We start from the raw sequence: 14,707 nt of genomic DNA, 5'->3' as shown, positions 1-14,707 counted from the left end.
GTGTCATCTCGCAGCACCAAAGACGTCCGGCCGGGTGCCCCCTCCCGGCCGGCCGCGCCGAAGGCGGGCCCGCCGGCCGCACCCGCGGGCCCGCCTGCCAGGCGCCGTTCCCTCTTCTCCCGGCTCGGGGCACTGCCCTGGCTGGCCCCGGCCGTCGTGCTCATCCTGGGCGTGGTCGTGTGGCCCGTCATCGAGATGGTCAGCACCTCGCTGCGCAAGATCGACACCACCGGCACGGACCACGGCCCGGCCGGACTGGTCAAGTACCACAAGCTCTTCAGTGACCCCCGGCTGCCCGGAGTCCTCACCTGGACCGCGGTGTGGACGGTCGCCGTCGTCGGCCTGACCATGCTGATCTCGCTCGCCCTGGCCCAGCTGTTCAACCAGAACTTCCCCGGCCGCCGAGTCACCCGGTGGGCGCTCATCGCCCCCTGGGCCGCCTCGGTGCTGATGACCGCGATCGGCTTCCGCTGGATGCTCGACCAGGTCGCGGGCGTGTTCAACCGGCTGCTGCTCGACCTCGGCCTGATCGACCACCCCCAGGCATGGCTCGGCGACGCCGCCCACGCCAAGCCCTGGTTGATCCTCGTCGCCGTCTTCGTCTCGCTGCCGTTCACCACCTACACCCTGCTCGCCGGCCTCCAGACCGTCCCCGCCGAGGTCTACGAGGCCGCCCGGGTCGACGGCGCCACCCCCTGGCAGACCTACCGCAAGATCACCCTGCCGCTGCTGCGCCCCGCCTTCCTGGTCGGCCTGGTGATCAACCTGATCAACGTCTTCAACTCGTTCCCGGTCATCTGGGGCATGACCCAGGGCGGCCCGAACGCCGACACCGCCACCACCACCGTGTTCATGTACATGCTGCGCGGATACGACGTCGCCGAGTCCGCCGCCATGTCCGTGGTCAACTTCGCTGTCGTGATCCTCATGGTGATCGTCTTCCTCAAGGTCAGCCGCTGGAACGGGGAGGAAAGCTGATGACCACCCTTCAGTTGCCGCCGACGGCCCGCCGCCCGCGCGCCCGCACCGTCCTGTTCACCACGCTGGCCTGGGCGCTCGCCGCGCTCTTCCTGCTGCCGTACGTCGAGATGCTGATCACCGGCGGACGTCCGGCCGACCAGCTGCGCGACAACTCGTACCTGCCGACGCACTTCGACTGGTCCTCGTTCACCAAGGTCTGGACCGACACCACGCTCGGCCAGAACCTCCAGATCACCCTGCTGGTGGCCGGCGGCTCGACACTCCTGGTGCTGCTGGTCGCCCTGCCCGCCGCGTACTACACCGCCCGGGTCCGCTTCCGTGGCCGCAAGGCGTTCCTGCTGCTCGTGCTGGTCACCCAGATGTTCCAGCCCACCGCCCTCCAGGTCGGCCTCTACCGCGAGTTCTACGCGCTCGACCTGCTGGACACCCCCATCGTCCTGGTGCTCGCGAACGCCGCGTTCAACCTGGCCTTCGCGATCTGGATCCTCAGCGCCTACATCGGCTCCATCCCGATGGAGCTGGAGGAAGCCGCGATGATCGACGGCAACAGCCGGATCGGCGCGCTGTTCCGCGTCACCCTGCCGCTCGCCCTGCCGGGCGTGGTCACCGCCGTGATCTTCACCTTCATCTCGGCCTGGAACGAGTTCATCATGGGCCTGACCCTGACCAACTCGCCCGACCGGCAACCGCTCACCGTCGGCATCAACAACATGATCGGCGCCTACAGCGTGCAGTGGAACTACGTGTTCGCCGCCTCGCTGGTGGCCATCGTGCCGGTCGTCGTGCTCTTCGCGGTGATCGAACGCCACGTCGTGTCCGGACTCACCGCCGGCTCCGTCAAGTAGCCCTGCCCGGCAGCCGCAGCGGCTGCCGCCGGACACTCGGGGGCCCGCGCCGCGCCCCGGGTGTCCGGTGACACATCCTCACCGCCGAACGGGCGGGACTGCCTCCCCATGGCAGTCCCGCCCGTCGACGTTCCGAGCAGCGCGCGATCCCGGATCAGGCGCGACGTGGGAGACAGGGCGATGTCGACGAACCGCCGGACGTGCGTTTCTGTTAGAACTTGTTGACTAGTGCTCATTTCGTCTCCATATTGAGCAACGCCAAACAGGAACCCCCATCCTCCCCCTGGAGTCCCCCCATGGGTCGCAGACGCCTGTCGTCAACATGCCGCACCGCCTTGAGCGCAGCCCTGGCGCTGCTGGGCGCGCTCGGCGGACTCGCCACGTCACCGGTCGCCCAGGCCGCCCCCACCGCCACGACGGCCACACCCACCACGGCCATCACCCTCGACGGCACCAAGCCGGGCCTCGCCTTCGACGGCGTCGGCGCCATCTCGGGCGGCGGCGGCAACTCCCGCCTGCTGGTCGACTATCCGGAGCCGCAGCGCAGCCAGCTGCTCGACTACCTGTTCAAGCCCGGCTACGGCGCCTCACTGCAGGTGCTGAAGCTGGAGATCGGCGGCGACACCAACTCCACCGACGGCGCCGAGCCCAGCATCGAGCACACCGCCGGCACCGTCGACTGCAACCAGGGCTACGAGTGGTGGCTGGCGGAGCAGGCCAAGGCCCGCAACCCCGACATCAAGTTCTACGGCCTGTCCTGGGGCGCCCCCGGCTGGATCGACCACGGCTCCGGCAACTTCTGGTCCCAGGACACCATCAACTACCTGGTGGACTGGATGGGTTGCGCCGCCCAGCACCACCTGACCGTCGACTACCTCGGCGGGTGGAACGAGCGCGGCTTCGACAAAACGTGGTACGAGAACCTCAAGAGCACCCTGGTGTCGAAGGGCTACCGCACCAAGGTCGTCGCCGCCGACGACGGCTGGGACGTGGCCGACGCCATGGCCACCGACCCGGCGTTCAAGAACGCGGTCGACATCGTCGGCGTCCACTACCCGTGCGGCTACCTCGGCGCCTTCAACTCCTGCCCCAGCACCGCGAACGCCCAGTCCCTGGGCAAGCCGCTGTGGGCGAGCGAGAACGGCTCCGAGGACGCCAACGCGGGCGCGGCGTCGGTGGCGCGCGCGATCAACCGCGACTACCTCGACGGCAAGATGACCTCCTTCATCAACTGGCCGGTCATCGCCGCGCTCTACCCCAACCTGTACTTCTCCACCGACGGCATGTCGATCGCCAACCAGCCCTGGTCCGGCAACTACACCATCGGCAAGACCACCTGGGTGACCGCGCACACCGCCCAGTTCGCCAAGCCGGGCTGGCGCTACATCGACTCCGCCGGCGGCTACCTCGGCGGCGCGCGCGCCAACGGCAGCTACGTCACGCTGAAGTCGCCGAACGGCGACGACTACAGCACCGTCATCGAGACCATGGACGCCACCGCCGCCCAGACCGCGAGCTTCACCGTCACCGGCGGCCTGTCCACCGGCCGGGTCCACGTCTGGGACACCGACCTCAACTCCACCGACCCGGCCGGCTGGTTCGTCCACACCCAGGACCTCACCCCGGCCCACGGCACCTACGCCCTCACCCTCCAGCCCGGCCACGTCTACACGGTGACCACCACCACCGGCCAGGGCAAGGGCACCGCCGCCGCGCCGGCCGCCGGCCCGCTCAAGCTGCCCTACAAGGACGACTTCGAGACCCCGGCCACCACCACCTCCCCGAAGTACTTCACCGACATGAACGGCGCCTTCCAGGCCGTCCCCTGCGGCGGCGGACGCACGGGCACCTGCCTGCGCCAGATGGCCCCGACCACGCCGATCCGCTGGACCGACGAGCCCTACAACGCCCCGTACACGATGATGGGCGACGGCAGCTGGTCCAACTACACCGTCACCGCCGACACCCTTTTCGAGCAGTCCAGCAGCGTCGAACTGCTCGGCCGGGTCAACCAGCAGGGCCGCAACGACAACGGCCTCAACGCCTACCACCTGCGGGTCAGCGACACCGGCGCCTGGTCCATCGACAAGAGCGACACCAGCTGGAACTTCACCACCCTCGCCAGCGGCACCATCACCGCGCCGGGCACCGGCAGCTGGCACACCGTCTCACTGTCGATGCAGGACACCACGCTCACCGCCAGCATCGACGGCCACGCCGTGGGCAGCGCCACCGACGCCAGCTTCACCAACGGCCAGGCCGGCCTCGGCGTGACCGGCTACCAGACCGACCAGTTCGACAACTTCGCCCTCACCCCCGGCACGCCGTCCACCCACACCGGACCGGTCACCTCCGCCCTGCCCGGCAAGTGCGTCGACGACGACGCCAATTCCAGCGTCAGCGGCACCGCAGTGCAGCTCTGGGACTGCAACGGCGGCGCCTCGCAGACCTGGACCTGGTCCAACGGCACCCTCACCCACAACGGCAAGTGCCTCGACGTCACCGGCCGGGGCACGGCCAACGGCACCCCGGTCGAGCTCTGGGACTGCAACGGCGGCACCAACCAGCAGTGGACGCCCCAGCCCGACGGCACCCTGAAGGGCACCCAGTCCGGCCGCTGCCTCGACGACCCGGCCGCCGCTCTCACCAACGGCACCCGGCTGGAGATCTGGGACTGCAACAGCGGCACCAACCAGCAATGGAAGCTGCCGTAGCACCACCGGATCCGCCGCGACCCGGCGTGCCGGCCCGGCCGGCGCGCGCTCACTCCGGCACACCCCCGCCGGCGGAGCGGCCGTAGGGCCTGTGCGGTCCACCCGCACAGGCCCTACGGCCGCTCCTTTCCACGCCCCTCACCCGCGAATCGCGGTAGAAGCGCGAGCTGCCCCCCGGCAGCCCCTCGTCGTGCGGAAAACCATTTCAGATACAGACTCGCATTGGGATACAGTCTCGTATCTGACAATGCATCAGGAGGCGGTCACCATCACCAGGCGGCTCACCCGGCAGCAGAGCCGGGAACTCACCCGCGAGCAGCTGTTGCAGTCCGCGGCCGAACTCTTCGCCGAGCACGGTGTCGGCGGCACCTCGGTCGAGCAGATCGTCGAACGTGCCGGCTACACCCGCGGCGCGTTCTACGGCAACTTCGAGGGCAAGCACGAGCTCGTCCTGGCCCTGCTGGAACAGCGCACCCAGCGCGAGCTCGAGGAGGTGCAGGAGCTCAGCCGCGACGCCGGGTCGTTCGACAACCTGATGGAGCACATGCGGTCCTGGTACCGCCGGCGCGACGAGACCCTCCGCAGCTGGCTCGCCCTGCGCACCGAGCTCTGGCTCTACGGCCTGCGCGACCCGGAACTGCTGCCGGTGCTCGCCGACCGCGAGCGGCGTTCGCGGGCCTCGCTCGCCCAGGCGCTGGAACAGGGCTTCGCCGCCCGCTCGGTGGCTCCCCCGGCCCCGGTCGAGTTCCTGGCCCTCGTCCTGCACTCGCTGGGCGACGGCCTGTCCATCCAGCGCGTGCTCTCTCCCGAGGACAGCGGCATCGACGCCGTCGCGGACGCCGTCGAGCTGCTGATGCGCTCGTGGAGCGCGCTCGCCCGGAACCCCGCGCCCGCCGGGGAAGCCTCCCGCCCGTCTCCCGGGCGTCCGACCACCGAGGGCCGGACGCCATCGACCGAGAAGCCGGAGAAGAACCCATGAACAGCAAGGCAGGGCAGGCGGAGCAGCCGACCGCCGAACCGCTTGTCGCCTCCGACGCCCCCGCGCCGGACCCGAAGCGGTGGCTCGCGCTGGTTGTTCTGCTGGTCGCCACCTTCATGGACCTGCTGGACGTCAACATCGTCACCGTGGCGATCCCGACCATCCAGGGCGACCTCGGTGCGCCGGCCGTCGTCATCCAGGCGGTGACCGCCGGCTACACCCTGGCCTTCGCGGCCATCCTGATCACCGGTGGCAGGCTCGGCGACATCTTCGGCCGCAAGCGGATGTTCATGACCGGTGTCGCCGGGTTCGTCGCGGCCTCCGCCCTGTGCGCGGCCGCGCAGAACTCCGAGATGCTGGTCGCCTCCCGCATCCTCCAGGGTGTGGCCGCCGCGATCATGGTCCCGCAGGTCCTGGCGATCATCCACGTCACGTTCGCCCCGCGGGAGATCGGCCGCGTCGTCAGTCTGTACGCGGGCATGATCGGCCTGGCCATCGTCGCCGCCCCCATCCTCGGCGGCGCCCTGGTCGACTGGAGCCCGCTCGACCTCGGCTGGCGAGGCATCTTCGTGGTCAACCTGCCGGTCGGCGTGGCCGCCCTGGTCGGGGCCGCGAAGTGGATGAAGGAGTCGAAGTCCCCGCACGCGATGCGGCTGGACCTGATCGGCATGCTGCTCGCGATCGTCGGGCTGCTCCTGCTGATGCTGCCGCTCATGCTCGGCCGTCAACTCGGCTGGCCCGCCTGGAGCATCACCTGCCTGGTCGGCGCCGTGCCCGTCATCGTGGGCTTCGTCCTCTACGAGCGGTACAAGACCCGCAAGGACGGATCCCCGCTGGTGATCCTCTCGCTGTTCCAGGTCCGCGCGTTCGGCGCCGGCGTCGCGGCGCAGATGCTCTTCGGCGCCGTCCCGGCGGGCTTCTTCCTCAGCTGGACGCTGTACCTCCAGGGCGGCCTGGGCTGGTCCGCGCTGCACACCGGTCTGACCGCGATCCCGTTCTCGCTCGGGGTCCCGATCGTCGGCACGATCGCAGTGCGCACGCTCTTCCCCCGGTACGGGCGGTACACCCTGGTGGCGGGCGCGCTGATGATGATGCTCGGCGTCGCCTCCTACGCCTGGGTCGCGAACCACGCCGGGAGCGACATCACCTCCTGGCACGCTGTCCCGTCCATGCTCCTGCTCGGCTCCGGCATGGGTCTGCTGATGGCCCCGTTGACCGGTCTGATCCTGCGCGAGGTCAAGCTGCAGGAGGCGGGCGCGGCGTCCGGCATCATCAACGCGACCGGGCAGCTCGGCGCAGCCCTCGGCGTGGCGATCATCGGCGGTGTCTTCTTCTCCGCCCTGGCGAGCAACGCGGGCCCGCAGGCCGACAAGGTCATCCCGACCGTCCAGACGGTGGCTCCGGCCCAAGCCGGAGCGATCCGGACCTGCGCGACCGACTCGCTCGGCCAGCCCGACCTGACCGAGGTGCCCGAGAGCTGCACCACGCTGCTCGCGAGCGCCCCGGGCACCAGCCAGGACTCCGGCTCCGACGTCAAGGCGATCGGCGCCGTCCTGGGAGAGATCCGCTCCAAGACCTTCATCGCCACCTACAGCGAGGCGCTGTACTGGGCGGCCGGCGGACTGGTGCTCGTCACCGGCCTGCTGTTCCTCCTGCCGCACCGGACGCATCGGCCGGAGCAGAAGTGAGCCTCGGCGGTCGGAGGGCATCGACTGATGTTCGGTCAACTCGGCGGCGCGCGCCCGCGGATCGCGGGCCGATGGCCGAATCCACACCTGGAGAGCCACAGTTATGAGCGGTACGACCTACCAGGTCATCACCCACGGCAATTTCGCCGAGCTCACAGATGAACAGCGGGCGTCCCTGGTCGCCCAGGCGGGCGAACACGACCTGTTCAAGGCCCGGTTCACCGAGGAGGGCACCGTCACCTACGAGCCGGCCCTGCTCACCTTCACCTTCCGGGTCCTCATCCCGGCGACCGCGGACGACACCGAGGACCTCGTGCTGGGCCGGGCCGAGATCCCCGCCCAGGCGGGCAGAACCCGTGCCACGCCTTACGGTTCACACAGGTTCGCTCAGCTGATCAGAGACGCTTCGGAAAGGATGCGTTCTCTCTCATGACACCCGAACAACTCGCCATCGATCTGGCCGATCCGGCACTGCGCCGGGTTTTCTCGGCGCTCGCCCTCGGCGCGTCGACCTCCTCGGAGATCCTCTCCCTCTCGGGGCTCGCCGCACCGCAGGCCGCCAAGGCCATCGGCCAGCTCGTCCGCAGCGGACTGCTCGTCCAGGGGCGCGGCTCGCTGGCCCTGGACGACGACGCCCTCGCCGCGGCCGCGGAGACCGCCACCCGGCGGGTGGCGGAGGAAATGGCGGCCGACCAGCCCGACCCGCAGCTGCGCGGCCACATCCGCGGCGGCGTCCTGGTCAACGTGCCGGAGCAGGACGACGCCCGGCTCGCGGTGCTCGGACACGTCGCCGAGAGCACCTTCGCCGCCGGCGACGACTACGACGAGCGGACGGTGACCGACCGCCTGCAGCCGTGGTGCGAGGGCGGCGTGCTGGACGCCGTCTCGCTGCGGCGCGCCCTCGTCGACGACGGGCTCCTGGCCCGGGAGTCCAACCGCTACCGGCTCGCCGCCCCGGCGGGCAGCGGTGGTTGAGGACCATCGACTGGACACGCCCCTGGCGTCAGCCCTTCCCGACGGCCTTCGCCCAGCCCACGGCGACCGTCCGCTGAGCCTTCTCGGTCTGCGCGTCCGTCGGGAACTCGGGCGTTCCCTCGACCGTCGGCAACCTTGCGGCGGCGGCCTCGTCAAGGGTGCCGTCCTTCGCCATGGCGTCGAGCAGCACCGGGCGGGCGTAGCCCTTGAGCCGGAGGTTCTGGCCCTCGGGGCTGAAGAGGTACTCCTGCCACAGGCGGGCGGCCGCCGGGTGTGGGGCGTTCTTGTTGATCGCCTGCGCGTAGTACTGGGAGAAGCTGCCGTCGAAGGGGATCGAGACCTGCCACTTGACGCCTTTGCCGCGGAGCTGGTCGGTGTAGTTGAGGTTGACGAAGTCCCAGTTGATGCTGATGGGCGTCTGGCCGCTCGCGACCGTGGCCGAGGTGGCATCGACCGGGTCGAGGTTGCCCGCCTGCTTGAGCTTGGCGAAGAAGTCGAGGCCGGGCTGGATGTCGTCGAACGATCCGCCGTTCGCCAGGGCCGCCGCGTACACGCTGGCGAATCCGGTCCCGGAGCGGGTGGGGTCGCCCTCAAGCGCGACCTTGCCCCGGTAGGCGGGTTTCAGCAGATCGGCGAAGGTCTGGGGGCAGACCTCGACGCGGTTCGCGTCGCAGCCGATGGAGATGTAGCCCCCGTAGTTGTTGGACCAACGGGCCTGCGGGTCCTTCTGATTGCCCGGGATCGAACTGAACTGGGCGACCCTGTACGGCGCGAGCAGGTTCTGCCGGCCTGCTGCCCGGGCGAACGTGTCCCCCACGTCGATGACGTCGGGGGCGCTCTGCCGTGTCCCGTTCTTGATGGCGTCGACCTCGTCCTGGCTGTGGCCCAGAGGATTGTCGACCGTGATCGTGATCCCGTACTTCTTCTCGAAGCCGTCGATCAGGCCGCCGTAGTCGGCCCAGTCACGGGGGAGCGCGATCGCTCTGAGCATGCCCTCCTTCTTCGCCGCGGCGGTCAGTGCGTCCATGCCGCCCACGTCCTGCGCGGAGGTGGCCACCGACGGGTTCTTGGGTGCGGCGGGCGGTGTGTGGCCGCACGCGCCCAGGCCCACGGCCAGGAGGACCAGGCAGCCGGAGACGGTCGCCGCTCGGGCACGAGATGCGGTCACGATGACTCCAGACGTCCTTCGGTGGTCATGAGCGGGATCTCGCCGGGACCTTCCACTGCCGGGGTGGCGCCCTCGTGGAGGTGCTGTTCGGCCCAGATGACTTTGCCGTTGGGGGTGTAGCGGGTGCCCCAGCGCTCGGAGAGCTGGGCGACCAGGAACAGCCCGCGCCCGCCCTCGTCGGTGCTGGCCGCGTACCGCAGGTGCGGGGAGGTGCTGCTGCCGTCGGAGACCTCGCAGATGAGTGCGCGGTCACGGATCAGCCGGAACCGGATCGGAGCGATGCCGTACCGGATGGCGTTGGTGACCAGCTCGCTGACGATCAGTTCGGTGGCGAAGGCCACCTCCTCCAGCCCCCACTCGGTGAGCCGTTCCACGACGCCGGCCCGGACCCGGGCGACGGCGGCCGGGTCGGCCGGGACGTCCCAGACGGCGACCCGGTCGGCGGGCAGCGCCCTGGTCCGGGCGACCAGCAGGGCGATGTCGTCGGTCGGGTTGGCCGGCAGCAGGGCGTTCAGCACCGCCTCGCAGGTGTCGTCGGGGCTGCGGTCGCCCTGGCCGAGGGTGGAGCGCAGCAGTTCGAGGCCGACGTCGATGTCCCGGGAGCGGTCCTCGACCAGCCCGTCGGTGTAGAGGACCAGCCGGGTGCCCTCCCGCAGCTGGAGTTCGGCGCTCTCGAACGGCAGGCCGACCAGGCCGAGCGGCGGCCCGGCGGGCAACTCGGGGAACTCCACCACGCCGTCCGGGTGGACCAGGGCCGGCAGCAGGTGCCCGGCCCGGGCCATGGTGCAGCGCAGGGTGACCGGGTCGTAGACGGCGTACAGGCAGGTCGCGCCGGTGATGGCGTCGTCGTCCTTGGCCGCCCGGTCCTGGTCGATCTGGTTGACCAGGTCGTCCAGGTGGCCGAGCAGTTCGTCCGGGGGCAGGTCGAGGGAGGAGAAGTTGTGCACGGCGGTGCGCAGCTGGCCCATGGTGGCGGCGGCGTGCAGGCCGTGGCCGACCACGTCGCCCACCACCAGGGCGACCCGGGCGCCGGGCAGCGGGATCACGTCGAACCAGTCGCCGCCCACGCCGGCCTCGGCGGGCAGGTAGCGGTAGGCGACGTCCAGGGCGCTCTGCCGGGGCAGTCCGCCGGGCAGCAGGCTGTGCTGGAGGGTGACGGCCATCCGGTGCTCGCGGGTGTAGCGGCGGGCGTTGTCGATGCAGACCGCGGCCCGGGCGACCAACTCCTCGGCCAGCGAGAGGTCGTCCTCGTCGAAGGGCTTCGGTGAGGCCGCGCGCCAGAAGACGGCCACGCCGAGGACCTGGCCCCGGGCGAGCAGCGGCACGCTCAGCAGCGAGTGGATGCCGGCCTCGGCCGTGCGCCGGGCCCGGTCCGGGACGTCGTCGTGCCAGACGGCGGAGCTGGTCAGATCCGCTTCGAGTACGGACTGGCCGTGCTGCAGGCTGCGGCCGAGCAGGGCGGTGGGAACGATCGGAACGGTCGCACCGATGGGATGGAACGGCGTGTCCCGGTGGACGCCGCTCAGCCCGGCGCGCCGCAGGTGGAGGATCCGGGTGCCGGTGGGTTCGTCGCCGTGCAGGACGGGCTCCGCGAGGTCGACGGTGACGTAGTCGGCGAAGCCCGGGACGGCCGCCTCGGCGAGTTCCTGTGCGGAGCGCACCACGTCGAGTGTGGTGCCGATCGTCCTGCTGGCTTCGTACAGCACCTTGAGGCGCTCGTTGGCCGCCTCGGCCTTGTCGGACAGGGCGCGCAGCTCGGTGGAGTCGCGCAGGGTCGCGACCCGCCCGGGTGGTCCCCCGTTGCGGTCGGTGGCCCGGGTGTTCACCGAGAGTAGGCGGTCCCCGGAGCCGACCACGGCGTCGGTGACCACTCGCCCCGAGGCCAGCAGCTCGGCGACCGGGTGGCCCAGACCCAGCCCGGTGATCGTACGGCCTTGGCAGTCGGGGGGCAGGCCGAGCAACCGGCAGGCCTCGTCGTTGGCCAGCAGCAGGCGGCCGTCCTCGCCGAGGATCAGCACGCCCTCCCGGACGGCGTGCAGCACGGCGTCGTGGTGCTCGTACATCCTGGTCATCTCGGCCGGGCCCAGGCCACGGGTCTGCCGCTGCAGCCGGCGGCTCACCAGGCTCGCCCCGCACGCGCCGATGGCGAGAGCCACCGTGGCACCGCCGAACAGGACCGGCAGCTGCTGGTTCACCTTGTGCCGCACCTTCCCGACCGTGACCGGGGCGGAGACGATGGCGACGACGGAGCCGTCGGCGGCCTTGACGGGTACCGCCGAGATCACGGACAGGCCCAGTGATCCGTGGAAGGTCATGGTGAAGGACTTGCCGGTCGCCGCCTGCGCGTAGGGGCCGATGACGTGCTTCCCGATCTGGTTCGGGTCGCTGTGGGTGAGCGTGATCCCGTCCAACCCGTAGACGATGATGGCGTCCACGCCAGCGGCCTTCCGGGCCGCCTCGGCGTCCGGCTGCAGGGCTGCGGTCGGATCGGGGCTGCTCAGTGCCGTCAGGATCCCCGGCGAGTGCGCGAACGCCTGCGCCGCGGCGAGCGTCCGGTTCTCGGCGTCCGCCGTGGCGTCGCGCCGAGCCCCGACCACGAGAGCCACCAGCGTGGCGACGACGATCAGCAGCACCACCACCAGTTGCAGGAGGAACACCGGGCCGGTGAGGCTGCGCAGGCTCAGCAGGCCCTTGAACAGCCGCCTCGGCCCTCCCGCACGCGGCCGGCCGTGTTCTTGGCGTCCTTGCCCGCTGCGCCTCGGGCGGGAAAGCCGCTCGGGCACATCAGGACTTCTCCGCAGGTCGACCAAACCGGTCCCAGCCTTGCTCCGGAACAATGGGGACAAATCCCATTGTCAACGCCAACCGGACCGGGCTCGACCGCCGGTCCGCGTTCCGAACGGATCAGCGGCGGGTCGGCCCGGGTGAGCGGGCGGGTCGGTGCAGGTGAGCGCACTGGCCCTCGGCCTCCCGGCGGACGCCAAGGGTGCCGAGATCGTCACCGCACTGGCCGACGCGCGCCAGCGCGAGCCGATCCCGCCGGTGGTGGTGGAGCGGGCCGCCGCGCCCTGCAAACAGAACGTCATGACGGGCGACGCGATCGACCTGCTGAAGTTCCCCACCCCGCTGATCCACGACGGCGACGGCGGCCGCTACATCCAGTCCTTCGGGATGAACATCGCGAAGACGCCGGACGGGTCGTGGACCAACTGGTCGATCAACCGCATGATGCTGGTCGACCACAACCGCCTGGCCTGCCTGATCCCGCCACCCCAGCACCATCCTCCTCCAGTGCGAGGACGACGTTAGGCAGCCGCACCAACGCCCCCCTATCGCCGCACTATCGCGACGGGTCCTCTCCACGGCCGGAACGACCACGCCGACCTGGCGTTCGACGCCAGCGTCGCCTGACCGTAGAGTCCGCGCCGCTCACCCCTTGTGCCGCTTCGGTGGCCGCAAGTGTCGGGTTGGGAACGATCCGGGGGAGCCCGACCGGGACGGTGGACGCCGGTGTCATGATGTCCCGGCCATGTCTGCCCCGAGCACCGAGCCCGTGCCCACGGCGGCGCGTGCCGCCGCGCTCGACCTTCGCGTACTGCGGGCGCTGCCCTTCGCGACGGTCTGCGTCGCGCTGGCCGCCTTCGGGCACGGGCTGGCGTCCGGCAGCGCGGCAGCGCCGGGTGCGCTGCTGCTCGGATGGGTGCTCGTCGGCGCCGTCGCCGTGCTCGCCGCGCGGCGGGAGCGCTCGTTGCGGGCGATCGTCGGTGGCCTGGCCGTGGGGCAGGGAGGACTGCACGTCCTCTTCCACGCCGCGCAGTGTGGTCGGCGCCCTCCGACGGCTGCCGGGCCGGCCAACCCGTCCGCCGCCATGGCCGCGATGCCCGGGATGCACGGCATGTCCGGCATGGCCGGCATGTCCAGGGCTCTGTCGGCGGGCAGCGGTCGCTCCGGTCCGTCGGCCGCCCATGCCGCGGCGGGCAGCAGTGCGGCTCCGCACGCCGTCGTCGCGGCGACACACGTGACCTTCTGGAGCCATGCGGCGCTCCTGGGGCTGAGTCCCGCGATGCTCGTCGCGCACCTGGCGGCGACCGTCGCCGCGGGATGGTGGCTGTGGCGGGGCGAGGTGGCCGTGTGGCGGCTGGTCCGGCTGACCGCCGAGACCGTCACCGCGACGGTTCACTCCCGCGCGGCGTCGCTGCGCGGGGCGCTGGCCCTGTTCGCGGTGCTGCGCGGCGGGACGCGCGGACGGTCGCGGGCCGCTGCCGTGCGCTTCGTGCCCGCCGAGGGCCGGTGGTGGCAGCCGCGGCGGACGCTGTTGCGGCATGTGGTGATCAGGCGCGGTCCGCCGCTGGTACCGGCCGTCTGACCGGAGCGGGAGAGCCGTCCGGTCACGGCCGTCCGCCCTCCCCCTGATCCCATACGCGTGCTCCGTCTCCACGGGCGCACGCGTACCTCCGACCCGGAGACCACACAGCCATGAGCCTGTCCCTGAAGAAGCGTCTCGCCGCCGCCTGCGCCCTGGGCGCCGCGACCGTACTCGGCGCGGCCGTCCCGGCGTCCGCGCACGTCATCGTGCAGCCGAACAGCGTGCCCAAGAACGCGACCGACCAGACCTTCGCGTTCCGCGTGCCCAACGAGGACGACAAGAACAGCACGGTGAAGGTCGAGATCGACTTCCCCACCGACCACCCGATCCCGTCCGTCAAGGTCGCGCCGGTGCCGGGCTGGACCGACGCGATCCAGACCACCAAGCTCACCACCCCGATCCACACCGACGACGGCGACATCACCGACGCCGTCTCCCAGGTCGTGTGGACCGGCGGCCAGATCACCCCCGGCCACTTCCAGGACTTCACCGTCGACCTCGGCGCGCTGCCCGACGGCACGGACAAGGTCGTCTTCAAGGCCCTGCAGACCTACAGCGACGGCACCGTGGTGCGCTGGATCGAGGAGCCCCAGGACGGCCAGCCCGAGCCGAAGAACCCGGCGCCGGTCCTCAAGCTGACCGCCGCCACCGCCGGCGACTCCGACGCCCCCGCCCCCGGCGCCGCGGCGAGCGCCAAGGCCGACCCAGCGCCGGCGACCACGACGAGCACCGCGGCCGCAAAGGCAAGCGGCAGCGACTCCACCGCCCGCGCACTGGGCATCGCGGGCATCGTGGTCGGCGTCCTCGGCGCGGTGACGGGCGTCGTGCTCGGCCGCCGCAGCCGCGGCACCGGCACGGACACCTCGGCGTAAGGGCCCGGGGCGGGGGGGGGCGCCCCGGCCCCCCCCCCCCCCCCCCCCCCCCCCCCCCCGCCGGGGGGCGGAATAGAACACGCCCGGGCCAAACAGGCCCCCGCGGGCCCCGGGCGGCG

12 protein-coding genes are annotated in these 14,707 nt (G+C 71.2%); 10 read left to right on the top strand and 2 right to left on the bottom strand.

What is annotated here, in order from left to right; translation table 11 throughout:
* The 7 genes from ACIRYZ_RS28440 to ACIRYZ_RS28410 all read left to right on the top strand — a co-directional run bounded on the left by ACIRYZ_RS28440 (position 1) and on the right by ACIRYZ_RS28410 (position 8,182).
* On the top strand, positions 1 to 978 hold the full coding sequence (locus ACIRYZ_RS28440) for a carbohydrate ABC transporter permease (RefSeq protein WP_402949393.1): 978 nt from the start codon (positions 1 to 3) through the stop codon (positions 976 to 978).
* A complete protein-coding gene (locus ACIRYZ_RS28435; protein WP_387625362.1) occupies positions 978 to 1,826 on the top strand; it encodes a carbohydrate ABC transporter permease in 849 nt (282 codons plus the stop codon). The genes ACIRYZ_RS28440 and ACIRYZ_RS28435 overlap by 1 nt, the downstream gene beginning before the upstream one ends.
* A gap of 335 nt (positions 1,827 to 2,161) precedes the next feature.
* A complete protein-coding gene (locus tag ACIRYZ_RS28430) occupies positions 2,162 to 4,540 on the top strand; it encodes a ricin-type beta-trefoil lectin domain protein (protein WP_402949391.1) in 2,379 nt (792 codons plus the stop codon).
* A 247-nt stretch (positions 4,541 to 4,787) separates the two neighbouring features.
* Positions 4,788 to 5,519, top strand: coding sequence for a TetR/AcrR family transcriptional regulator (locus ACIRYZ_RS28425; protein WP_402949389.1), 732 nt, complete (start codon positions 4,788 to 4,790; stop codon positions 5,517 to 5,519).
* Entirely contained in the window at positions 5,516 to 7,207 is a 1,692-nt protein-coding gene (locus tag ACIRYZ_RS28420; RefSeq protein WP_402949387.1) for an MFS transporter, read from the top strand. Before ACIRYZ_RS28425 ends, ACIRYZ_RS28420 begins: the two co-directional genes overlap by 4 nt.
* 103 nt (positions 7,208 to 7,310) lie before the next feature.
* Positions 7,311 to 7,640: a DUF6204 family protein gene (locus ACIRYZ_RS28415; RefSeq protein ID WP_402949385.1), complete on the top strand. Its 330-nt coding sequence runs from the start codon at positions 7,311 to 7,313 to the stop codon at positions 7,638 to 7,640.
* Positions 7,637 to 8,182, top strand: a complete 546-nt coding sequence (locus tag ACIRYZ_RS28410) for a DUF2087 domain-containing protein (protein ID WP_402949383.1) — start codon at positions 7,637 to 7,639, stop codon at positions 8,180 to 8,182. Before ACIRYZ_RS28415 ends, ACIRYZ_RS28410 begins: the two co-directional genes overlap by 4 nt.
* Before the next feature lie 28 nt (positions 8,183 to 8,210).
* On the opposite strand, the gene ACIRYZ_RS28405 is transcribed toward ACIRYZ_RS28410, so the two are convergent.
* Both ACIRYZ_RS28405 and ACIRYZ_RS28400 read right to left on the bottom strand, forming a co-directional pair.
* Positions 8,211 to 9,350 (bottom strand): ABC transporter substrate-binding protein, encoded by a 1,140-nt coding sequence (locus ACIRYZ_RS28405; protein WP_402949381.1) that lies wholly within the window; start codon positions 9,348 to 9,350, stop codon positions 8,211 to 8,213.
* The gene (locus ACIRYZ_RS28400; protein WP_402949380.1) at positions 9,347 to 12,133 is read right to left on the bottom strand and encodes a SpoIIE family protein phosphatase; all 2,787 of its coding nucleotides are present in this window, start codon (positions 12,131 to 12,133) and stop codon (positions 9,347 to 9,349) included. Before ACIRYZ_RS28400 ends, ACIRYZ_RS28405 begins: the two co-directional genes overlap by 4 nt.
* 163 nt (positions 12,134 to 12,296) lie before the next feature.
* Between ACIRYZ_RS28400 and ACIRYZ_RS28395 the strand changes: the two genes are divergently transcribed.
* From ACIRYZ_RS28395 to ACIRYZ_RS28385, 3 genes are all read left to right on the top strand, one after another.
* A complete protein-coding gene (locus ACIRYZ_RS28395; protein ID WP_402949378.1) occupies positions 12,297 to 12,659 on the top strand; it encodes a UbiD family decarboxylase in 363 nt (120 codons plus the stop codon).
* Positions 12,660 to 12,879: 220 nt separating this feature from the next.
* Positions 12,880 to 13,716 carry a hypothetical protein gene (locus tag ACIRYZ_RS28390; RefSeq protein ID WP_402949376.1) on the top strand — a complete coding sequence of 279 codons (837 nt, stop codon included), beginning with the start codon at positions 12,880 to 12,882 and terminating at the stop codon, positions 13,714 to 13,716.
* 110 nt (positions 13,717 to 13,826) lie between these two features.
* The gene (locus tag ACIRYZ_RS28385; protein WP_402949374.1) at positions 13,827 to 14,588 is read left to right on the top strand and encodes a YcnI family protein; all 762 of its coding nucleotides are present in this window, start codon (positions 13,827 to 13,829) and stop codon (positions 14,586 to 14,588) included.
* Positions 14,589 to 14,707 lie beyond the last annotated feature (119 nt).

It is taken from the genome of Kitasatospora sp. NPDC101155 (genome assembly GCF_044768305.1).
Taxonomy (GTDB): Bacteria; Actinomycetota; Actinomycetes; order Streptomycetales; family Streptomycetaceae; genus Kitasatospora.
This window is presented reverse-complemented; position numbering and strand designations above follow the sequence as displayed.